Origin of the sequence: Rhizobium sp. Leaf306, assembly GCF_001423425.1 — a bacterium.
GTDB lineage: Bacteria > Pseudomonadota > Alphaproteobacteria > Rhizobiales > Rhizobiaceae > Neorhizobium > Neorhizobium soli.
Genome location: NZ_LMNX01000002.1, coordinates 1,158,893 through 1,176,853, shown reverse-complemented (window position 1 = coordinate 1,176,853; position 17,961 = coordinate 1,158,893). Strand labels below are relative to the sequence as shown.

The following is a 17,961-nucleotide window of genomic DNA, read 5'->3' as shown; positions in this document are numbered from 1 at the left end:
CGTCAAGGTTGGTGAAGAAGTCGAAATCGTCGGCATCCGCGCCACGACCAAGACGACTGTTACCGGCGTTGAAATGTTCCGCAAGCTGCTCGACCAGGGCCAGGCCGGCGACAACATCGGCGCTCTGATCCGTGGCGTACAGCGTGACGGCGTCGAGCGTGGCCAGATCCTGTGCAAGCCAGGTTCGGTCAAGCCGCACAAGAAGTTCATGGCAGAAGCCTACATCCTGACGAAGGAAGAAGGCGGCCGTCATACGCCGTTCTTCACGAACTACCGTCCTCAGTTCTACTTCCGTACAACGGACGTGACCGGTATCGTTTCGCTTCCTGAAGGCACGGAAATGGTTATGCCAGGCGACAACGTCACCGTTGAAGTCGAGCTGATCGTTCCGATCGCGATGGAAGAAAAGCTCCGCTTCGCGATCCGCGAAGGCGGTCGTACCGTCGGCGCCGGCATCGTTGCCTCGATCATCGAGTAACAAATCAGAGGGCAGGGCGGGTTCTTCGGGTCCCGCCCGGTTCACTTTTTTTAAGCAAGTTGGCCCTGCTGACTTGCTTATGACATGAAAATGTAGCAAATGGCGCGCGAGCGCTATTTGCGCCTTGCTTCGTTTTATCGAGGCAGGCAATTGCCAAAGACATTAAGGTGGGCCTTCGGCCTGGAGACGAGAACGGACTGCCGCTGTTGGCGCACCCGTTCGATCTTTGACACTGGTGGTCCCGCCTTAGGATAACGAACAACTCGTGCTGTAACGTTGGCACGTGGAAACAAGAAACAAGGATAACGTCGAATGAACGGCCAAAATATCCGCATTCGCCTGAAGGCGTTCGATCACCGCATTCTCGACGCTTCGACGCGTGAGATCGTGTCGACGGCGAAGCGCACCGGCGCAAGCGTCCGGGGCCCCGTTCCGCTTCCGACTCGCATCGAGAAGTTTACGGTTAACCGGTCCCCCCACATCGACAAGAAAAGCCGCGAGCAGTTCGAGATGCGCACACACAAGCGCCTTCTCGATATCGTAGACCCGACACCACAGACCGTGGACGCGCTGATGAAGCTCGACCTCGCCGCAGGTGTCGATGTTGAGATCAAGCTCTGAGGCTTATGTCTCGAGCTGAGTGAGAAGGATTGAACCGATGCGTTCGGGTGTAATTGCACAGAAAGTGGGAATGACCCGCGTCTATAACGACGCTGGTGAGCACATCCCGGTTACCGTTTTGCGGCTGGAGAGCTGCCAGGTTGTCGCACAGCGCACTGTTGAGAAGAATGGCTATGTTGCCGTTCAGCTCGGTGCTGGCGTCGCCAAGGTAAAGAACACCTCCAAGGCTATGCGTGGCAACTTCGCCATCGCTAATGTCGAGCCGAAGTCGAAGCTCGTTGAGTTTCGCGTTTCCGAAGAAAATTTGATCGACGTCGGCACTGAGCTGAAGGCTGGTCATTTTGCTGCTGGTCAGCTGGTGGATGTCACCGGCACTTCGATCGGTAAGGGTTTTGCCGGTGCTATGAAGCGCCATAACTTCGGTGGTCTGCGGGCGACCCACGGTGTTTCCGTGTCGCACCGTTCGCACGGTTCGACTGGTAACAACCAGGATCCGGGCAAGGTCTGGAAGGGCAAGCGCATGGCTGGTCACATGGGCCAGACGCGTATCACCACGCAAAACCTCGAAATCGTCTCGACGGATGAAGACCGCGGACTGATCCTCGTCAAGGGTGCCGTTCCCGGCTCCAAGGGCGCCTGGATTGAAGTTCGCGACGCCGTCAAGTCGGCCGCGAAGTAAGGGAGCCAGCTATTATGGAATTCAACGTCAAGACCCTCGAGGGAAAAGACGCCGGCCAGGTTTCCCTGTCGGACGCGATTTTCGGCCTCGACCCACGCGAGGATATCCTCGCACGCATGGTGCGTTACCAGCTCGCTAAGAAGCAGCAGGGCACGCACAAGACCAAGAGCCGTTCCGAGATTGCTCGCACCGGTGCGAAGATGTTCAAGCAGAAGGGTACGGGCCGCGCTCGTCACCATTCGGCTCGCGCTCCGCAGTTCCGCGGCGGTGGTCGTGCACACGGCCCGGTCGTTCGCAGCCACGAGCATGATCTTCCTAAGAAGGTTCGCGCTCTTGCTCTGCGTCACGCTCTGTCTGCAAAGCTGAAGTCTGAAGATCTGATCGTCATCGACAACCTGGTTGCTTCTGAAGCAAAGACCAAGGCTCTCGTCGGTACGTTCGCATCGCTCGGCCTCACCAACGTGCTGTTCATCGGCGGTGCTGAGCTCGACAGCAACTTCAAGCTCGCAGCCCAGAACATCCCGAATGTGGACGTTCTGCCGGTCCAGGGCATCAATGTTTACGACATCCTGCGTCGCGGTAAGCTCGTGCTTTCCAAGGCTGCGGTTGAAGCCCTCGAGGAGCGTTTCAAGTGACCGACATTCGCCACTATGATGTGATCGTATCTCCTTCGATCACCGAAAAGTCGACACTGGTTTCCGAGTATAACCAGATCGTCTTCAACGTTGCCAAGACTGCTTCGAAGCCGGAAATCAAGGCTGCCGTGGAAGCTCTCTTCGGTGTGAAGGTCACTGCCGTCAATACGCTGGTCCGCAAGGGCAAGGTGAAGCGCTTCAAGGGCTTCATCGGCAAGCAGAAGGACGTCAAGAAGGCTGTCGTAACCCTGGCCGAAGGTCAGACGATCGACATCTCCACCGGTCTCTGAGGTAAAGAAAAATGGCACTGAAAAGCTATAATCCGACGACCCCGAGCCAGCGTCAGCTGGTTATCGTCGACCGTTCGGGCCTCTGGAAGGGCAAGCCCCTCAAGTCGCTGACTGAAGGTCTGTCCAAGAGCGGTGGTCGCAACAACAACGGTCGTATCACTGCCCGCTTCATCGGCGGTGGTCACAAGCGTACCTATCGCCTTGTCGATTTCAAGCGTCGCAAGTTCGACATTGAAGGCACGGTCGAGCGTCTGGAATACGACCCTAACCGTACGGCGTTCATCGCGCTCGTCACCTACACGGACGGCGAACAGGCCTACATCATCGCTCCGCAGCGTCTTGCTGCAGGCGACAAGGTCATCGCTTCCTCGAAGGCTGTCGACGTGAAGCCCGGCAACACCATGCCGCTGCAGTTCATCCCGGTTGGTTCGATCGTTCACAACGTCGAAATGAAGCCAGGCAAGGGCGGTCAGATTGCTCGCTCCGCCGGCACCTATGTGCAGCTCGTCGGCCGCGATGCCGGCATGGCGATCCTGCGCCTCAACTCTGGTGAACAGCGTCTCGTTCCGGGCTCCTGCCTGGCGTCGATCGGTGCTGTCTCCAACCCCGATCACGGCAACATCAACGACGGCAAGGCCGGTCGTACCGTATGGCGTGGCAAGCGTCCGCATAACCGCGGCGTTGTCATGAACCCGGTCGACCACCCGCACGGCGGTGGTGAAGGCCGTACCTCTGGTGGACGCCATCCGGTGTCCCCGTGGGGCAAGCCCACTAAGGGCAAGCGCACGCGTTCGAACAAGTCCACGGACAAGTTCATCATGCGCTCGCGCCACGTCAAGAAGTAAGAGAGGAAGTCGTTAAATGGCTCGTTCAGTTTGGAAAGGTCCGTTTGTTGACGGCTATCTTCTCAAGAAGGCTGAGAAGGTGCGCGAAGGCGGACGCAGTGAAGTGATCAAGATGTGGACCCGTCGGTCCACGATCTTGCCGCAGTTTGTCGGTTTGACGTTCGGCGTCTACAACGGCAACAAGCACGTGCCGGTCAGCGTCAACGAAGACATGGTCGGACACAAGTTTGGTGAATTCGCTCCCACCCGGACCTATTACGGTCACGGCGCGGACAAGAAGGCGAAGAGGAAGTAATCATGGCGAAGGCAAAGACCGAACGCCGGCTGAAGGACAACGAAGCACAGGCAGTCGCCCGTACGCTTCGCGTCAGCCCGCAGAAGCTAAACCTGGTTGCCGCCATGATCCGCGGCAAGAAGGTTGAACGCGCTCTGGCAGAACTCGAGTTCTCCCGCAAGCGCATCGCAGGCACGGTGAAGAAGACTCTCGAGTCTGCTATCGCCAACGCCGAAAACAACCATGACCTCGACGTCGACACGCTGATCGTAGCGGAAGCCTACGTCGGCAAGTCGATCACGATGAAGCGTTTCCACGCTCGCGGCCGTGGCCGTGCATCGCGGATCGAAAAGCCGTTCGCGCATCTGACGATCGTCGTTCGCGAAGTCGAGGAAAAAGGGGAGGCCGCATAATGGGTCAGAAAATCAATCCTATCGGTTTTCGCCTCGGCATCAACCGTACATGGGACAGCCGTTGGTTCGCCGACAACGCCGAATACGGCCAGCTGCTTCATGAAGACCTGAAGATCCGCGCATACCTGATGTCCGAGCTGAAGCAGGCCGGCATCGCCAAGGTGGTTATCGAGCGTCCGCACAAGAAGTGCCGCGTCACGATCCACTCGGCTCGCCCGGGTCTGATCATCGGCAAGAAGGGTGCGGACATCGAGAAGCTTCGCAAGAAGATCTCCACGATGACCAACTCCGAAACGCACCTCAACATCGTTGAAGTGCGCAAGCCGGAAGTCGACGCAACGCTCGTTGCCCAGTCGATCGCCCAGCAGCTCGAACGCCGCGTGGCTTTCCGCCGTGCGATGAAGCGTGCTGTTCAGTCCGCCATGCGTCTTGGCGCCGAAGGCATCAAGATCACTTGCGCCGGCCGTCTCGGTGGCGCGGAAATCGCTCGTACCGAATGGTACCGCGAAGGCCGCGTGCCGTTGCACACACTGCGCGCCGACATCGACTACGGTACGGCTGAAGCCGAAACCGCATTCGGTATCTGCGGCATCAAGGTCTGGATCTTCAAGGGCGAAATCCTTGAGCACGATCCGATGGCGTCGGAACGTCGCGCGCTGGAAGGCGATGCGCAGGGTCCGGCAAGCCGTGAGCGTGGCGATCGTGGCGACCGTCGCCGCGAACGTGAAAACGCTTGATTAGCGCTGGCGAAAGATAAGCTCGGAGAAGTAATAAAATGTTGCAGCCAAAGCGTACCAAGTTCCGCAAGCAGTTCAAGGGCCGCATCAAGGGCGTTGCCAAGGGTGGCTTCGACCTCGCATTCGGCGAATTCGGTCTGAAGGCTCAGGAACCGAACCGCGTCAACGCACGTGAGATCGAAGCGGCTCGCCGCGCGATCACACGTTACATGAAGCGTGCGGGTCGTGTATGGATCCGCGTATTCCCAGACGTACCGGTCACGGCAAAGCCGACCGAAGTGCGCATGGGTAAGGGTAAGGGTTCTGTCGAATACTGGGCTTGCAAGGTCAAGCCTGGTCGTATCATGTTCGAGATCGACGGCGTTTCGGAAGAGATCGCGCGCGAGGCACTTCGCCTCGGGTCTGCCAAGCTCTCGGTCACGACGCGCTTCGTACAGCGCATCGCAGATTAAGGAGAAGGCACGATGAAAGCCGAAGACGTACGCGGCCTGACCGCCGACCAGCTCAAGGACAAGCTTGCTGACCTGAAGAAGGAGCAGTTCAACCTGCGCTTCCAGAAGGCCACCGGCCAGCTCGAGAAATCCTCGCGCATCACCGAGGTCCGCAAGGATATCGCTCGCGTGAAAACCATTGCCCGCCAGAAGGCGGCAGAAGCCAAGGCCTAAAGGAAGAATAATATGCCGAAACGCATTCTGCAGGGCGTAGTCGTTTCCGACAAGAACGAGAAGACCGTTGTTGTCCGCGTCGAGCGCCGCTTCGCTCACCCTTTGCTTCAGAAGACCGTTCGCCGGTCCAAGAAGTACAAGGCCCATGACGAAAACAACCAGTTCAAGGTTGGTGACGTAGTTTCCATTCAGGAATGCGCCCCGATCTCCAAAGACAAGACCTGGACGGTTATCAACGCCCAGGCTTAAAGACTTCAGGATTTTGCGTCAGGCCCTTGCGTCGGACACAGAATCCTGTAAGAAGCACGCCACTGGCGTAGAACGCTCGGAAACGAGCGTTCTTTTGCTTTCAGCGCACGGAAGGTCCCACTTAGGGAAACCACCTTGGCAAGACCGATCCCGCGCATACTGAAAATGTGTTCATAGCCAGCTCCGTTCGTATTCATGCGCGCGGATAGTTGGTCATTAGAAAAAGGCGACCTGACATGATTCAGATGCAAACAAACCTCGACGTGGCGGATAATTCCGGCGCACGTCGTGTCATGTGCATCAAGGTGCTGGGCGGCTCCAAGCGCAAGTACGCTTCGATCGGCGACGTTATCGTCGTTTCGATCAAGGAAGCTATTCCGCGCGGCCGCGTGAAGAAGGGTGACGTGATGAAGGCGGTGGTTGTGCGTACCGCCAAGGACATCCGTCGCGCCGACGGCAGCGTCATCCGCTTCGACAACAACGCAGCGGTCCTCATCGACAACAAGAAAGAGCCGATCGGCACCCGTATCTTCGGACCGGTTCCGCGCGAACTTCGCGCCAAGAACCACATGAAGATCATCTCGCTGGCTCCTGAAGTTCTGTAAGGAGCGAGAGATATGCAGAAGATCAAGAAGGGCGACAACGTCGTCGTACTGACCGGCAAGGACAAGGGCCGCACCGGTGAAGTAATCCAGGTTATGCCGAAGGAAGACCGCGCGGTCGTTCGCGGCATCAACATGGTGAAGCGCCACCAGCGTCAGTCGCAGACGCAGGAAGCTGGCATCATCAACAAGGAAGCGTCCATCCATCTGTCGAACATCGCGGTTGCCGCGAAAGACGGTAAGCCAACTCGCGTTGGTTTCTCGGTCGTCGACGGTAAGAAGGTGCGTGTCGCCAAGCGTACGGGAGATGTGATCGATGGCTGAGTCCAAGTATGAGCCGCGGCTCAAGGCGGAATACGTTTCCCGCATCCGCGCCGCGCTGAAGGAGCAGTTTTCCTACTCCAACGACATGATGATCCCCAAGCTGGACAAGATCGTCATCAACATGGGTGTGGGCGAAGCAACTGCCGACAGCAAGAAGCCAACGGTTGCAGCAGCCGACCTTGCAGCGATCGCCGGCCAGAAGCCGGTCATCACAAAGGCACGGAATTCCATCGCGGGCTTCAAGGTTCGCGAATTCATGCCGATCGGTGCCAAGGTTACGCTTCGCGGCGCCCGCATGTACGAATTCATGGATCGACTGGTCAACATCGCGCTTCCGCGCGTTCGCGACTTTCGCGGCCTGAACCCGAAGTCCTTTGACGGCCGTGGCAACTTCGCCATGGGCATCAAGGAACACATTGTGTTCCCGGAGATCAACTACGACAAGGTTGATCAGATGTGGGGCATGGACATCATCGTTTGCACGACGGCTACCAACGACGACGAAGCACGGGCTCTCCTGAAAGAGTTCAACTTCCCGTTCCGCCAGTAACCGTAACGACGAGCGTTTAAAAGGAACTCCGATATGGCGAAAACCAGCGCAGTTGAAAAGAACAAGCGCCGCCGCAAGACCGTCGCGGACCATGCAGCCAAGCGTGCTGTATTGAAGGCGACCATCATGAACCAGGAACTTCCGATCGAAGAGCGGTTCAAGGCAACTATCAAGCTCGCTTCTCTGCCGCGCGATGGCTCGAAGACGCGTATCCGCAACCGTTGCGAAGTCACCGGTCGCCCACGCGCTTTCTATCGCAAGCTTAAGATGTCGCGTATTGCACTTCGCGAACTCGGCAGCCTCGGCAAAGTGCCGGGCATCGTCAAGTCGAGCTGGTAAGGAGATCGTTAGATGACCATGACTGATCCCTTGGGCGATATGCTCACACGTATCCGCAACGGCGCTTCCCGCCGCAAGTCGACCGTTTCGACGCCAGCCTCCAGGCTGCGCGTTCGCGTTCTCGACGTGCTGCAGGCTGAAGGCTACATCCGCGGTTACACTGAAACCGATTTCGGCAACGGCAAGGCCGAGATCGAAATCGAACTGAAGTACTACGAAGGCGCGTCGGTGATCCGTGAGATCGGCCGCGTGTCCAAGCCGGGCCGCCGAGTTTATGTCTCGGTCAAGTCCATCCCTCAGGTCGCGAACGGCCTCGGCATCACCATCCTTTCGACTCCGAAGGGCGTGATGGCCGATCACCAGGCTCGCGAACAGAACGTAGGCGGCGAGGTTCTTTGCTCGGTCTTCTAAGACTGCGCAAGGATCTCCCTAGCGAACAGACAGGATTGAATAATGTCTCGTATCGGTAAAAAGCCCGTTCAGGTTCCTGCAGGGATCACGGCCTCGGTTGATGGCCAGAAAGTCACTGCCAAGGGCCCGAAGGGCGAGCTTTTCTTCGTCGCTAACGACGAAATCAAGCTTGAAATCAAAGACAATGCCATTTCGGTGACTCCGGTCAACGATTCCAAGGATGCTCGTTCGAAGTGGGGCATGTCCCGCACGATGATCGAAAACATCCTGAAGGGTGTGAAGGACGGTTTCGAGCGCAAGCTTGAAATCAACGGCGTTGGTTACCGCGCGTCGCTGCAGGGCAAGAACCTGCAGCTGGCTCTCGGTTTCAGCCACGACGTGGTCTATCAGACCCCGGAAGGCATCACCATTGCCGTGCCGAAGCCGACGGAAATCATCGTCTCCGGCATTAATAAACAGCAGGTCGGTCAGGTAGCAGCGGAAATCCGCGAATACCGCGGTCCAGAGCCCTACAAGGGCAAAGGCGTCAAGTACGCTGAGGAACGGATCGTCCGCAAGGAAGGCAAGAAGAAGTAAGGACGCGGGATCATGGCTACCAGAAAAGAAGCACTCACAAAGCGTGCGAGCCGTGTTCGCCGTCAGATCAAGAAGGTCGCAAATGGCCGTCCGCGTCTGTCGGTTCACCGCTCCTCGAAAAACATCTACGTTCAGGTCATCGACGACGTGGCCGGCCGCACGCTTGCAGCCGCTTCCACGCTCGACGTCGATCTGCGCAAGTCGCTGAAGACCGGTGCGGACGTTGCAGCAGCTGCTGCCGTTGGCAAGTTGGTTGCAGAGCGCGCTGCCAAGGCTGGCGTGACGGAAGTCGTGTTCGACCGCGGCGCATTCATCTACCACGGCCGCATCAAGGCTCTTGCTGAAGCTGCCCGCGAAGGCGGCCTGAGCTTCTAAGAAATTTCGCCCGGTCTGCCTGAAGAAGGGGAGGCCGGGCGATTTGCGGTTTTACCGCATCACGTCCGGTACGCCGGACAATCTCAACCTGCCGTTCCACCCGCAAAAGAAAAAGGAAAAGGACAATGGCACAGGAAAGAAGAGGTTCGGGCAACGATCGCCAGAACCGCGAAGAACGCGATAGCGAATTTGTCGACAAGCTGGTCGCGATCAACCGCGTCGCCAAGGTCGTCAAGGGCGGCCGTCGTTTCGGTTTTGCTGCTCTCGTCGTCGTCGGCGACCAGAAGGGTCGCGTTGGCTTCGGTCATGGCAAGGCACGCGAAGTGCCGGAAGCCATCCGCAAGGCAACCGAATCTGCAAAGCGCGATCTGATCTTCGTACCGCTGCGTGACGGCCGTACGTTGCATCACGACGTCAATGGTCGTCACGGCGCCGGCAAGGTTCTGCTGCGCTCGGCCAAGGCTGGTACCGGTATCATCGCCGGCGGCCCGATGCGCGCTGTATTCGAAACGCTCGGCGTCCATGACGTTGTTGCGAAGTCGACTGGTTCGTCGAACCCATACAACATGGTTCGCGCAACGTTCGACGCTCTGAAGCACCAGGTGCATCCGAAGGACGTAGCAGCTCAGCGTGGCCTCAAGTATGCCACCCTGCAGTCGCGCCGCGCCGCTTCCGGCAATGCGTCGGAAGAATAAGAGGAGTCTGAACCATGGCTAAGGCTACGCAGAAGACTGAAGCAAAGACGGTTACCGTTCAGCAGATCGGCAGCCCAATCCGCCGCCCGGCCGAACAGCGCGCAACGCTGATCGGTCTTGGCCTCAACAAGATGCATCGGACCAGCACTCTGGAAGATACTCCTTCCGTTCGTGGCATGATCCGTGCTGTCCAGCATCTCGTTCGCGTCGTCGAAGAGAAGTGAGACGGAGGAATTGACCATGAAACTGAATGAGATTAAGGACAACGAAGGCTCTTCGAAGGACCGTATCCGCGTTGGTCGCGGTATCGGTTCCGGCAAGGGCAAGACCGGTGGACGCGGCGTCAAGGGTCAGAAGGCCCGTTCAGGCGTTTCGATCAACGGCTTCGAAGGCGGTCAGATGCCAATCTACCGTCGTCTTCCGAAGCGCGGCTTCAACAACATCTTCGCATCTGAATACGCAACCGTATCGCTCGGCCGTATCCAGACTGCGATCGATGCTGGCAAGCTCGACGCAAACGCGACTGTCGACGCAGCAGCTCTCAAGGCTGCCGGCGTCATCCGTCGCCTCAAGGACGGCGTTCGCGTCCTGTCCGGCGGCGAACTGACAACCAAGGTTTCGATCGAAGTCGCCGGTGCCTCCAAGGCTGCCGTCGAAAAGATCGAAAAGTCGGGCGGCTCGATCAAGCTGCTCGTGGTTGCTGAAACAGCCGCTGAATAAATCGTTTGAAAATCACCCGGTGTGAGCTTCACACCGGGTGATTTTATGTCCATATGTGAGCCTCACGATCCCCAAGGCAGTCCGGCCGGTCAGCTACCGGGATCAGACGGAAAAATGGGTGAGGCAGGCGATTGCGACAGCATCTCGCGCCCCCAGCTTTCTGAAAACAGAATCAAGACTGCGTTCCGGAAGGCACATGCCGCCGGGGGATGGGTCGGGCGGAGAATTGCATGGCTTCTGCAGCTGAACAACTGGCCTCAAATCTGAATTTCAAAACTTTCGCCAAGGCGGAAGATCTCAAGAAACGCCTGTGGTTCACGCTGGCAGCGCTTCTTGTTTATCGCTTGGGCACGCATATCCCGCTGCCAGGTCTCAACCCTGAAGCCTATGCGCAGGCCTTTAGCGGTCAGTCGGGTGGCATTCTCGGCCTCTTCAACATGTTCTCCGGCGGTGCTGTCGAGCGCATGGCGATCTTCGCCCTCGGCATCATGCCTTACATTTCCGCTTCGATTATCGTGCAGCTGATGACTTCGGTCGTCCCGTCGCTCGAGAACCTGAAGAAGGAAGGCGAGGCGGGTCGCAAAATCATCAACCAGTACACTCGCTACGGCACCGTGATTCTCGGCGCGCTTCAGGCCTACGGCATCGCTGCCGGCCTTTCGAGCGGTCAGGGCATCGTGTCCAACCCGGGCTGGTTCTTCACGCTCTCAACGGTCGTCACGCTGCTTGGCGGCACGATGTTCCTGATGTGGCTTGGTGAGCAGATCACCTCGCGTGGTATCGGCAACGGTATTTCGCTGATCATCTTTGCCGGTATTGCCGCAGGTCTTCCTGGCGCGCTCGCCAACACAATGGAACTCGGTCGTACCGGTGCTCTGCCGACGGCTCTGATTCTCACCGTTATCATCGTCGCGATCGCCGTCATTGCGCTGATCGTGTTTGTTGAACGCGCCCAGCGCCGGCTTCTGATCCAGTATCCGAAGCGTCAGGTCGGCAACCGCATGTTCCAGGGCGATACCTCGCACCTTCCGCTGAAGCTCAATACAGCGGGCGTTATTCCGGCAATCTTTGCATCCTCGCTTCTGCTTCTGCCGGCAACGGCTGCAGGCTTTGCCGGCAATTCACAGCTGCCAGATTGGGCAACGGGGATCATTGCAGCTCTTGGCCACGGCCAGCCGCTGTTTATGCTGTTCTACGCCATGCTGATCGCGTTCTTCGCCTTCTTCTACACGGCCATCGTCTTCAACCCGAAGGATACGGCTGATAACCTGAAGAAGCACGGCGGCTTCATTCCCGGCATCCGTCCCGGTGAGCGTACCGCGGAATATATCGATTACGTCCTGACCCGAATCACGGTCGTCGGCGCTATCTATCTCGTCGTGGTCTGCATTCTTCCCGAATTCCTGGTGGCCAGAACGGGCGTTCCGTTAGCCCTTGGTGGTACTTCGCTTTTGATCGTGGTCAGTGTAACCCTTGATACGGTTGCGCAGATCCAGGGACACCTCATCGCGCAGCAGTATGAGGGATTGATCAAGAAGTCGAAACTACGCGGTGGAAAGAGGGGACGATGAGACTGATTCTTTTAGGACCGCCGGGCGCGGGCAAGGGGACCCAAGCCCAGCGGATCGTGGAGAAGCATGGCATTCCGCAGCTCTCCACTGGTGATATGCTGCGGGCAGCCGTGGCAGCTGAGACCGAAGTCGGCAAGCGCGCCAAGGCAGTCATGGATGCGGGCAATCTCGTCTCTGACGAGATCGTCAACGCGATCGTCTCCGAGCGCATAGACGCGCCCGACTGCGCGAACGGTTTCATCCTTGACGGTTTTCCCCGCACGCTCGTGCAGGCGGACGCCACTGAGGCGATGCTGTCTGCCAAGGGGCTCGATCTTTCCGTCGTGATTGAACTTCGCGTCGACGATAAGGAGCTTGTCCGTCGCGTCTCCGGTCGCTATTCCTGCGCCCAGTGCGGGACGGTCTACCACGACTCGGATAAGAAGCCTTCGTCGGATGGCACGTGCGACAAGTGTGGCTCGACCCACTTCAAGCGTCGGCCGGACGACAACGCCGAGACTATGACCAAGCGTCTCGAGGTTTACTACAAGGAAACCTCGCCGCTCATTGGTTACTACTATGCCAAAGGCAAGCTCAAGGTTGTCGATGGCATGGCCGAGATGGATACTGTCACGGCCGATATCGAAAAGATCCTTGCCAGTCTCTGAGACTGTCTTGGATGGGTTAAAGAATCTTGGGGTGGAGCAGTTGCATTCAAGCACTGATTCCGCTAAACACCGCGCCAACTCGCGACAGTTTTACAGCGATCGGCGCGGATTCCCGCAAGGACATCCGGGGCGATCATTTTGCCTGTCTCGTATGAAGTTTGAACTGGCGACCGTATCCAAAGGTCGCTTTCATGGAAGAAGTACCGCTTGCCGGATGGCAACCGGAACGCAAGGAGAATAGACGTGGCACGTATCGCTGGCGTCAACATCCCGACTGCGAAGCGCGTTGTCATCGCGCTGACCTACATTCACGGGATCGGCCCGAAATTCGCACAGGAAATCATGGAGAAGGTTGGTCTTGCCGCTGAAAAGCGCGTCCATCAGCTGACCGACTCGGAAGTCCTTCAGATCCGCGAAACCATCGACCGCGATTATCGCGTCGAAGGTGATCTTCGTCGCGAAACCGCGATGAACATCAAGCGCCTCATGGACCTCGGCTGCTATCGCGGCCTGCGTCACCGCCGTGGCCTTCCGGTCCGCGGTCAGCGCACGCACACCAATGCCCGCACCCGCAAGGGTCCGGCAAAGGCGATTGCTGGTAAGAAGAAGTAATTTTGGATCGATAGTCGCAAAGCGGGCAGGGCTCCTGGTTGCTTTTTCGTGACTGTCTGATCTGAGGTGGAGCCGCTGGCATTACGGCGGTGCAGAGATCAACGAAAGGAATACCATGGCCAAGGAAGCCACACGCGTACGCCGCCGCGAACGCAAAAATATTACGTCGGGCGTTGCGCACGTCAACTCGACGTTCAATAACACCATGATCACCATCACCGACGCACAGGGCAATGCTATTGCCTGGTCGTCTGCTGGTGCAAAGGGCTTCAAGGGTTCGCGCAAGTCGACCCCGTTCGCCGCTCAGATCGCTGCCGAAGACTGCGCCAAGAAGGCCCAGGAGCACGGCATGAAGTCGCTCGAAGTTGAAGTTTGCGGTCCGGGTTCCGGTCGCGAATCGGCTTTGCGCGCTCTGCAGGCTGCCGGCTTCATGATCACCTCGATCCGCGACGTGACCCCGATCCCGCACAACGGTTGCCGCCCGCGCAAGAAGCGCCGCGTCTAATGGACGTTTTTGGAGCTCGCTTCGCAGCGATCTTCATCTGAACCCGGTAATAGCCGCTCCGTCTCCTGAAAGAGTCGAGGCGGCTTTCACCGTATAGCCGGAAGGGTATTTCCGGTGTTCCTCGTGCTCGGTTACCACGATTGGATGGTGGTAACGAACGGAAGGTAGTAGGTCATGATCCAGAAGAACTGGCAGGAACTGATTAAGCCGAACAAGGTGGAGTTTTCCTCTTCCGGCCGTACAAAGGCAACGCTTGTTGCTGAGCCTCTCGAGCGCGGCTTCGGCCTGACGCTCGGCAACGCGCTTCGTCGCGTACTTTTGTCGTCGCTGCGCGGTGCTGCTGTTACCGCAGTGCAGATCGACGGCGTTCTGCACGAATTCTCCTCCATCCCCGGCGTTCGGGAAGATGTGACGGACATCGTGCTGAACATCAAGGAAATCGCCATCAAGATGGATGGTGACGATTCCAAGCGCATGGTCGTGCGCAAGCAGGGCCCGGGCTCCGTTACCGCCGGCGACATTCAGACGGTTGGCGATATCGAGATCCTCAACCCCGACCACGTGATCTGCACGCTCGACGAGGGTGCGGAGATCCGTATGGAATTCACGGTCAACAACGGCAAGGGCTACGTTCCTGCCGATCGTAACCGTGCGGAAGACGCTCCGATCGGTCTCATCCCGGTCGACAGCCTGTATTCCCCGGTCAAGAAAGTGTCCTACAAGGTGGAAAACACCCGTGAAGGCCAGGTTCTCGACTATGACAAGCTGACCATGACCATCGAAACCGATGGTTCGGTCTCGGGTGAAGACGCCGTAGCCTTCGCCGCTCGTATCCTTCAGGACCAGCTGTCGGTCTTCGTCAACTTCGACGAACCGCAGAAGGAAGCAGAAGAGGAAGCCGTCACCGAACTCGCGTTCAACCCGGCACTCCTCAAGAAGGTCGACGAACTGGAACTTTCCGTCCGTTCGGCCAACTGCCTGAAGAACGACAACATCGTCTATATCGGCGACCTCATCCAGAAGACCGAAGCCGAGATGCTCCGCACTCCGAATTTCGGTCGCAAGTCGCTGAACGAGATCAAGGAAGTTCTGGCATCCATGGGCCTCCATCTTGGTATGGAAGTTCCTGCATGGCCGCCGGAAAACATTGAAGATCTCGCAAAGCGTTACGAAGACCAATACTAACAGGATCAGACTGCAGGCGAATGCCTGCAAGTGAAGGAGACACACCATGCGTCACGGAAATTCGGGCCGTAAGCTCAACCGCACCGCAAGCCACCGCAAAGCCATGTTTGCCAACATGGCGGCTTCGCTCATCACCCATGAGCAGATCGTAACAACCCTGCCGAAGGCGAAAGAAATTCGCCCGATCGTCGAAAAGCTCGTCACTCTCGGCAAGCGCGGCGACCTGCACGCTCGTCGTCAGGCGATCTCGCAGATCCAGGATCAGGACGCTGTTCGCAAGCTGTTCGATGCCATCGCTTCGCGTTACGCAACCCGCAACGGCGGCTACCTGCGCATCATGAAGGCCGGCTATCGTCAGGGCGACAACGCTCCGATGGCTGTCATCGAATTCGTCGAGCGCGACGTCGATGCCAAGGGCGCAGCCGACAAGGCTCGCGTTGCTGCTGAAGCAGAAACTGCCGAAGCCGCATAATTCGATCCCAGGATCGCACTTTTCGAAAAGGCCGGGTGGAAACGCCCGGCCTTTTCTTTTGGGAAATGAGGGGGCGGGCTCGAGCATGACTGCACCACGATCCATACGCGTTCAGCGCTGCCTCGCCACGCTGCTTGTGATCTCCGCGGGGCTTCTGCTGCGCCGCTTCGGTTACGATCTCGGTCTTTCCTTCTTTGTCGTGAAATACGGTGGGTCAGTTCTCTGGGGTGCGATGGTGTTTCTTGCGTTGGCCACGCTGACCGCATCGGTGAACATCGGCAGGCTCGCCTTTGCGGCATTCCTCATCGCCCTTATCGTCGAATTCTCAAGGCTCTTTCACCCGCCCGAGTTGGATGCGTTTCGACTGACGACGGCCGGCAAACTGTTGCTCGGACGGGTGTTTTCCCTGTGGAATATCGCAGCTTACGCTTTCGGTATCGGGACTGCCGCATTTGTCGAGGCGTGGGGCCTCAAACGGGGACGTAGATCTTCTGTTTGATATGCTTGAGATTCGCAACGATCGTGAATGTCATCACCACCAGCAGGGACCACGAACTCCATTTCCCAAGATGCACGACCGACCACGCCCCGATCTGGTTCGGATATTGCCAGATCCCGAAAAAGGTCGAGATGTTCTCCGCCAGCCAGATAAAAAAGCCGATCAGCACGAAGGCGATCAGGAGTGGCATCCGTCTGTCGCGATCGTAGGGCCGGTAGGTGACGGTGGTGCGGGCGTAAAGGCCGAGCGCGCAGGCGGCGATGTACCAGCGGTAGTCACCGATGAAATGGTGAGTGAAGAAATTCGCGTAGATTGCAATCGCGATCAAGCCGGCCATCCAGTAGCTGGGATGGTGGTGGATCCGCAGATCGAAAAGCCGCCAGGCCTGGATGATGTAGCTCCCCACGGCGGCATACATGAAGCCGGAAAACAGCGGTACGCCCAGCACTTTCGTATAGGCGAAGTCAGGGTAGGACCATGACTGGATGCTGCCGGAGGTTTTGAACACTTCGAGCGCAAAGCCAACCACGTGGAAAAGGCCGATCGCTTTTGCCTCATCCCAGGTTTCCAGCTTGCTCCAGATCATCAGGGACTGGATGGCGAGCGCGATGATTAGCAGAACGTCGTAGCGCGGGATGCCGAGCACGCCCGTTCGCGGAACGATGAAGATCGACACAAAAAACAGGCCGGCGAACAGGCAGGCCCGCGCTTCTTTGATGCCGAAGTAGAGAAACTCGATGACGAAACGCGTGATACCGTGGATTTCTCCAAAAGGCCGCTGGTTGCAAAGATAGACATCCAGCAGGGATAGTCGTCCGCCGTCCACAGTCGATTCTGGTGTCATCAAAACATCTCCGCTGCACGGACTGAAGCCTGCGGCGACTGTGACTGTCAAGTCCGGGGGATGGCAGGCTGACCGGCCCGCCGAATGACTGAAGCTCCCTATATCGCTGTTGCCACATCCCGTTTTTTTAGCGACAATCGAGCCGTGACGCATTTGGTGGGAGGAGCCCGATGCATGACCCTGTTTCCCATGCCGACCAAGTCTACGCGTCGGCCAGTTCCCCTGTCGCGAGTTCAGCTGTAGTCGCGTCCTGGCGCCGCTGCATGACCATGCATCACTTGGCGCCAGAGGACCGGCGGATGCCGGAGCGGGTGACAGAGCAGGAACTGGACGTCGCCCGAAAACAGTCGGAGCGTCTTATCGGGCAGGCGAGGGACGAGCTCGACCGGCTGTTCTTGGTCGTCGGTCGCGCCGGCTGCTGCATCCTGATGACCGACAGCAAAGGTATCGCGCTTGACCGTCGCGGCGCAGCGGGCGACGACAAGGATTTTCGTGCGCTCGGCCTCTGGACCGGCTCGGTCTGGACCGAGGAGAGTATCGGCACCAACGGGATAGGCACCGCAATCGCCGACGACCGGCCGATATCGATCATCCGCGACCAGCACTTCTTTGCATCCAATATCGATCTGAGCTGCACGACTGCGCCCATTCGTGATCACCGTGGAGTTCTGGCCGGCGCGCTCGATGTCTCGACGTGCCGAAGTGACGCAAACGAAGGCACGATCGCCATCCTGTCGCAGACGGTGCGTGAGGCGGCATCCCGGATCGAGCTGAACCTGTTCCGAAACGCGTTTCAAGGTGCCCGCTTCGTGATGGTGCCGAGTGAGACGGGATCTCCAATGGCGCTCCTGGCTGTAGATCGCGACGACCTTGTGATCGGTGCCACGCGGGCTGCGCGATCGGCGCTGCGTCTGGACGACGATCGGATTGCGGAAGGGATCCCGGCCTCCGATCTGCTTCACGAATCGAGCCGGGATGCGCGAGAACTGCTGTGCGATGCCGAGCGCTCGGCGCTTCTTCGGGCGTTGTCTCGTGTCCACGGCAACGTCTCGCTGGCAGCCCAGGTGCTCGGCGTCAGCCGTTCCACCCTGCATCGCAAGATGAAGCGATTTGGCATTCAATGACGGGGAGTTTTGTCGCAGACTTGC

The 17,961-nt window shown here is 58.2% G+C and carries 31 protein-coding genes; 30 read left to right on the top strand and 1 reads right to left on the bottom strand.

Going from position 1 to position 17,961, the window contains the following annotated elements; translation table 11 throughout:
• From ASG19_RS13525 to ASG19_RS13385, 29 genes are all read left to right on the top strand, one after another.
• The coding region (locus ASG19_RS13525) for an EF-Tu/IF-2/RF-3 family GTPase (protein ID WP_244476157.1) at positions 1-478 on the top strand (478 nt) is incomplete at its 5' end.
• Between the two features lie 312 nt (positions 479-790).
• A complete protein-coding gene (gene rpsJ / locus ASG19_RS13520) occupies positions 791-1,099 on the top strand; it encodes a 30S ribosomal protein S10 (RefSeq protein WP_003547547.1) in 309 nt (102 codons plus the stop codon).
• 37 nt (positions 1,100-1,136) lie between these two features.
• Positions 1,137-1,778, top strand: coding sequence for a 50S ribosomal protein L3 (gene rplC / locus ASG19_RS13515; protein WP_062457777.1), 642 nt, complete (start codon positions 1,137-1,139; stop codon positions 1,776-1,778).
• A gap of 14 nt (positions 1,779-1,792) precedes the next feature.
• Positions 1,793-2,413, top strand: coding sequence for a 50S ribosomal protein L4 (rplD, locus tag ASG19_RS13510; RefSeq protein WP_062457774.1), 621 nt, complete (start codon positions 1,793-1,795; stop codon positions 2,411-2,413).
• Positions 2,410-2,703, top strand: a complete 294-nt coding sequence (locus tag ASG19_RS13505) for a 50S ribosomal protein L23 (RefSeq protein WP_062457771.1) — start codon at positions 2,410-2,412, stop codon at positions 2,701-2,703. Before rplD ends, ASG19_RS13505 begins: the two co-directional genes overlap by 4 nt.
• Before the next feature lie 11 nt (positions 2,704-2,714).
• Positions 2,715-3,548: a 50S ribosomal protein L2 gene (gene rplB, locus ASG19_RS13500; RefSeq protein ID WP_062457768.1), complete on the top strand. Its 834-nt coding sequence runs from the start codon at positions 2,715-2,717 to the stop codon at positions 3,546-3,548.
• A 16-nt stretch (positions 3,549-3,564) separates the two neighbouring features.
• Positions 3,565-3,843 (top strand): 30S ribosomal protein S19, encoded by a 279-nt coding sequence (gene rpsS, locus ASG19_RS13495; protein WP_062457765.1) that lies wholly within the window; start codon positions 3,565-3,567, stop codon positions 3,841-3,843.
• A 2-nt stretch (positions 3,844-3,845) separates the two neighbouring features.
• Entirely contained in the window at positions 3,846-4,235 is a 390-nt protein-coding gene (rplV, locus tag ASG19_RS13490; RefSeq protein WP_062457763.1) for a 50S ribosomal protein L22, read from the top strand.
• Entirely contained in the window at positions 4,235-4,972 is a 738-nt protein-coding gene (gene rpsC / locus ASG19_RS13485; RefSeq protein ID WP_062457759.1) for a 30S ribosomal protein S3, read from the top strand. The genes rplV and rpsC overlap by 1 nt, the downstream gene beginning before the upstream one ends.
• A gap of 38 nt (positions 4,973-5,010) precedes the next feature.
• The gene (gene rplP, locus ASG19_RS13480) at positions 5,011-5,424 is read left to right on the top strand and encodes a 50S ribosomal protein L16 (protein WP_062457756.1); all 414 of its coding nucleotides are present in this window, start codon (positions 5,011-5,013) and stop codon (positions 5,422-5,424) included.
• Between the two features lie 12 nt (positions 5,425-5,436).
• Positions 5,437-5,637 carry a 50S ribosomal protein L29 gene (rpmC, locus tag ASG19_RS13475; protein ID WP_007770142.1) on the top strand — a complete coding sequence of 67 codons (201 nt, stop codon included), beginning with the start codon at positions 5,437-5,439 and terminating at the stop codon, positions 5,635-5,637.
• 12 nt (positions 5,638-5,649) lie between these two features.
• On the top strand, positions 5,650-5,886 hold the full coding sequence (gene rpsQ / locus ASG19_RS13470; protein ID WP_062457753.1) for a 30S ribosomal protein S17: 237 nt from the start codon (positions 5,650-5,652) through the stop codon (positions 5,884-5,886).
• Between the two features lie 236 nt (positions 5,887-6,122).
• Positions 6,123-6,491 (top strand): 50S ribosomal protein L14, encoded by a 369-nt coding sequence (gene rplN / locus ASG19_RS13465; RefSeq protein WP_052638136.1) that lies wholly within the window; start codon positions 6,123-6,125, stop codon positions 6,489-6,491.
• Positions 6,492-6,503: 12 nt separating this feature from the next.
• On the top strand, positions 6,504-6,812 hold the full coding sequence (rplX, locus tag ASG19_RS13460) for a 50S ribosomal protein L24 (RefSeq protein ID WP_062457750.1): 309 nt from the start codon (positions 6,504-6,506) through the stop codon (positions 6,810-6,812).
• The gene (rplE, locus tag ASG19_RS13455) at positions 6,805-7,362 is read left to right on the top strand and encodes a 50S ribosomal protein L5 (protein ID WP_062457747.1); all 558 of its coding nucleotides are present in this window, start codon (positions 6,805-6,807) and stop codon (positions 7,360-7,362) included. The genes rplX and rplE overlap by 8 nt, the downstream gene beginning before the upstream one ends.
• A 33-nt stretch (positions 7,363-7,395) precedes the next feature.
• Positions 7,396-7,701 (top strand): 30S ribosomal protein S14, encoded by a 306-nt coding sequence (gene rpsN, locus ASG19_RS13450; protein WP_062457744.1) that lies wholly within the window; start codon positions 7,396-7,398, stop codon positions 7,699-7,701.
• Positions 7,702-7,713: 12 nt separating this feature from the next.
• Positions 7,714-8,112 (top strand): 30S ribosomal protein S8, encoded by a 399-nt coding sequence (gene rpsH / locus ASG19_RS13445; RefSeq protein WP_062457741.1) that lies wholly within the window; start codon positions 7,714-7,716, stop codon positions 8,110-8,112.
• Between the two features lie 42 nt (positions 8,113-8,154).
• Positions 8,155-8,688, top strand: coding sequence for a 50S ribosomal protein L6 (rplF, locus tag ASG19_RS13440; RefSeq protein ID WP_062457738.1), 534 nt, complete (start codon positions 8,155-8,157; stop codon positions 8,686-8,688).
• A gap of 12 nt (positions 8,689-8,700) precedes the next feature.
• Complete coding sequence (gene rplR, locus ASG19_RS13435; protein ID WP_062457734.1) at positions 8,701-9,063, top strand: 50S ribosomal protein L18; 363 nt, start codon at positions 8,701-8,703, stop codon at positions 9,061-9,063.
• A gap of 125 nt (positions 9,064-9,188) precedes the next feature.
• Positions 9,189-9,758 (top strand): 30S ribosomal protein S5, encoded by a 570-nt coding sequence (gene rpsE / locus ASG19_RS13430; protein ID WP_062457730.1) that lies wholly within the window; start codon positions 9,189-9,191, stop codon positions 9,756-9,758.
• Positions 9,759-9,772: 14 nt separating this feature from the next.
• Positions 9,773-9,982, top strand: coding sequence for a 50S ribosomal protein L30 (gene rpmD / locus ASG19_RS13425; RefSeq protein WP_062457727.1), 210 nt, complete (start codon positions 9,773-9,775; stop codon positions 9,980-9,982).
• A 16-nt stretch (positions 9,983-9,998) separates the two neighbouring features.
• Positions 9,999-10,478: a 50S ribosomal protein L15 gene (rplO, locus tag ASG19_RS13420; protein ID WP_062457725.1), complete on the top strand. Its 480-nt coding sequence runs from the start codon at positions 9,999-10,001 to the stop codon at positions 10,476-10,478.
• A gap of 230 nt (positions 10,479-10,708) precedes the next feature.
• On the top strand, positions 10,709-12,049 hold the full coding sequence (secY, locus tag ASG19_RS13415) for a preprotein translocase subunit SecY (protein WP_062457722.1): 1,341 nt from the start codon (positions 10,709-10,711) through the stop codon (positions 12,047-12,049).
• Positions 12,046-12,696: an adenylate kinase gene (locus ASG19_RS13410; protein WP_062457720.1), complete on the top strand. Its 651-nt coding sequence runs from the start codon at positions 12,046-12,048 to the stop codon at positions 12,694-12,696. The genes secY and ASG19_RS13410 overlap by 4 nt, the downstream gene beginning before the upstream one ends.
• A gap of 243 nt (positions 12,697-12,939) precedes the next feature.
• Entirely contained in the window at positions 12,940-13,308 is a 369-nt protein-coding gene (gene rpsM, locus ASG19_RS13405; RefSeq protein WP_062457717.1) for a 30S ribosomal protein S13, read from the top strand.
• 115 nt (positions 13,309-13,423) lie between these two features.
• Complete coding sequence (gene rpsK / locus ASG19_RS13400) at positions 13,424-13,813, top strand: 30S ribosomal protein S11 (protein WP_007766864.1); 390 nt, start codon at positions 13,424-13,426, stop codon at positions 13,811-13,813.
• 174 nt (positions 13,814-13,987) lie between these two features.
• Positions 13,988-14,998 (top strand): DNA-directed RNA polymerase subunit alpha, encoded by a 1,011-nt coding sequence (locus tag ASG19_RS13395; protein ID WP_062457714.1) that lies wholly within the window; start codon positions 13,988-13,990, stop codon positions 14,996-14,998.
• A 46-nt stretch (positions 14,999-15,044) separates the two neighbouring features.
• The gene (rplQ, locus tag ASG19_RS13390) at positions 15,045-15,470 is read left to right on the top strand and encodes a 50S ribosomal protein L17 (protein WP_062457711.1); all 426 of its coding nucleotides are present in this window, start codon (positions 15,045-15,047) and stop codon (positions 15,468-15,470) included.
• 85 nt (positions 15,471-15,555) lie between these two features.
• Positions 15,556-15,969: a DUF2809 domain-containing protein gene (locus ASG19_RS13385; RefSeq protein WP_062457709.1), complete on the top strand. Its 414-nt coding sequence runs from the start codon at positions 15,556-15,558 to the stop codon at positions 15,967-15,969.
• On the opposite strand, the gene ASG19_RS13380 is transcribed toward ASG19_RS13385, so the two are convergent.
• The gene (locus tag ASG19_RS13380) at positions 15,941-16,813 is read right to left on the bottom strand and encodes a DUF817 domain-containing protein (RefSeq protein ID WP_062457705.1); all 873 of its coding nucleotides are present in this window, start codon (positions 16,811-16,813) and stop codon (positions 15,941-15,943) included. The two genes, ASG19_RS13385 and ASG19_RS13380, sit on opposite strands and share 29 nt — an antisense overlap.
• A 170-nt stretch (positions 16,814-16,983) precedes the next feature.
• Here ASG19_RS13380 and ASG19_RS13375 point away from each other — a divergent pair, with 170 nt between their 5' ends.
• A complete protein-coding gene (locus ASG19_RS13375) occupies positions 16,984-17,937 on the top strand; it encodes a helix-turn-helix domain-containing protein (RefSeq protein ID WP_062457703.1) in 954 nt (317 codons plus the stop codon).
• Positions 17,938-17,961: the final 24 nt, after the last annotated feature.

What these genes read in the sequence shown, in the direction of transcription:
- rpsJ (WP_003547547.1), top strand. Translation starts at nt 791, where the DNA reads ATGAACGGCCAAAATATCCGCATTCGCCTGAAGGCGTTCGATCACCGC.
- rplC (WP_062457777.1), top strand. Translation starts at nt 1,137, where the DNA reads ATGCGTTCGGGTGTAATTGCACAGAAAGTGGGAATGACCCGCGTCTAT.
- rplD (WP_062457774.1), top strand. Translation starts at nt 1,793, where the DNA reads ATGGAATTCAACGTCAAGACCCTCGAGGGAAAAGACGCCGGCCAGGTT.
- rplB (WP_062457768.1), top strand. Translation starts at nt 2,715, where the DNA reads ATGGCACTGAAAAGCTATAATCCGACGACCCCGAGCCAGCGTCAGCTG.
- rpsS (WP_062457765.1), top strand. Translation starts at nt 3,565, where the DNA reads ATGGCTCGTTCAGTTTGGAAAGGTCCGTTTGTTGACGGCTATCTTCTC.
- rplV (WP_062457763.1), top strand. Translation starts at nt 3,846, where the DNA reads ATGGCGAAGGCAAAGACCGAACGCCGGCTGAAGGACAACGAAGCACAG.
- rpsC (WP_062457759.1), top strand. Translation starts at nt 4,235, where the DNA reads ATGGGTCAGAAAATCAATCCTATCGGTTTTCGCCTCGGCATCAACCGT.
- rplP (WP_062457756.1), top strand. Translation starts at nt 5,011, where the DNA reads ATGTTGCAGCCAAAGCGTACCAAGTTCCGCAAGCAGTTCAAGGGCCGC.
- rpmC (WP_007770142.1), top strand. Translation starts at nt 5,437, where the DNA reads ATGAAAGCCGAAGACGTACGCGGCCTGACCGCCGACCAGCTCAAGGAC.
- rpsQ (WP_062457753.1), top strand. Translation starts at nt 5,650, where the DNA reads ATGCCGAAACGCATTCTGCAGGGCGTAGTCGTTTCCGACAAGAACGAG.
- rplN (WP_052638136.1), top strand. Translation starts at nt 6,123, where the DNA reads ATGATTCAGATGCAAACAAACCTCGACGTGGCGGATAATTCCGGCGCA.
- rplX (WP_062457750.1), top strand. Translation starts at nt 6,504, where the DNA reads ATGCAGAAGATCAAGAAGGGCGACAACGTCGTCGTACTGACCGGCAAG.
- rplE (WP_062457747.1), top strand. Translation starts at nt 6,805, where the DNA reads ATGGCTGAGTCCAAGTATGAGCCGCGGCTCAAGGCGGAATACGTTTCC.
- rpsN (WP_062457744.1), top strand. Translation starts at nt 7,396, where the DNA reads ATGGCGAAAACCAGCGCAGTTGAAAAGAACAAGCGCCGCCGCAAGACC.
- rpsH (WP_062457741.1), top strand. Translation starts at nt 7,714, where the DNA reads ATGACCATGACTGATCCCTTGGGCGATATGCTCACACGTATCCGCAAC.
- rplF (WP_062457738.1), top strand. Translation starts at nt 8,155, where the DNA reads ATGTCTCGTATCGGTAAAAAGCCCGTTCAGGTTCCTGCAGGGATCACG.
- rplR (WP_062457734.1), top strand. Translation starts at nt 8,701, where the DNA reads ATGGCTACCAGAAAAGAAGCACTCACAAAGCGTGCGAGCCGTGTTCGC.
- rpsE (WP_062457730.1), top strand. Translation starts at nt 9,189, where the DNA reads ATGGCACAGGAAAGAAGAGGTTCGGGCAACGATCGCCAGAACCGCGAA.
- rpmD (WP_062457727.1), top strand. Translation starts at nt 9,773, where the DNA reads ATGGCTAAGGCTACGCAGAAGACTGAAGCAAAGACGGTTACCGTTCAG.
- rplO (WP_062457725.1), top strand. Translation starts at nt 9,999, where the DNA reads ATGAAACTGAATGAGATTAAGGACAACGAAGGCTCTTCGAAGGACCGT.
- secY (WP_062457722.1), top strand. Translation starts at nt 10,709, where the DNA reads ATGGCTTCTGCAGCTGAACAACTGGCCTCAAATCTGAATTTCAAAACT.
- ASG19_RS13410 (WP_062457720.1), top strand. Translation starts at nt 12,046, where the DNA reads ATGAGACTGATTCTTTTAGGACCGCCGGGCGCGGGCAAGGGGACCCAA.
- rpsK (WP_007766864.1), top strand. Translation starts at nt 13,424, where the DNA reads ATGGCCAAGGAAGCCACACGCGTACGCCGCCGCGAACGCAAAAATATT.
- ASG19_RS13395 (WP_062457714.1), top strand. Translation starts at nt 13,988, where the DNA reads ATGATCCAGAAGAACTGGCAGGAACTGATTAAGCCGAACAAGGTGGAG.
- rplQ (WP_062457711.1), top strand. Translation starts at nt 15,045, where the DNA reads ATGCGTCACGGAAATTCGGGCCGTAAGCTCAACCGCACCGCAAGCCAC.
- ASG19_RS13385 (WP_062457709.1), top strand. Translation starts at nt 15,556, where the DNA reads ATGACTGCACCACGATCCATACGCGTTCAGCGCTGCCTCGCCACGCTG.
- ASG19_RS13380 (WP_062457705.1), bottom strand. Translation starts at nt 16,813, where the DNA reads ATGACACCAGAATCGACTGTGGACGGCGGACGACTATCCCTGCTGGAT.
- ASG19_RS13375 (WP_062457703.1), top strand. Translation starts at nt 16,984, where the DNA reads ATGCATGACCCTGTTTCCCATGCCGACCAAGTCTACGCGTCGGCCAGT.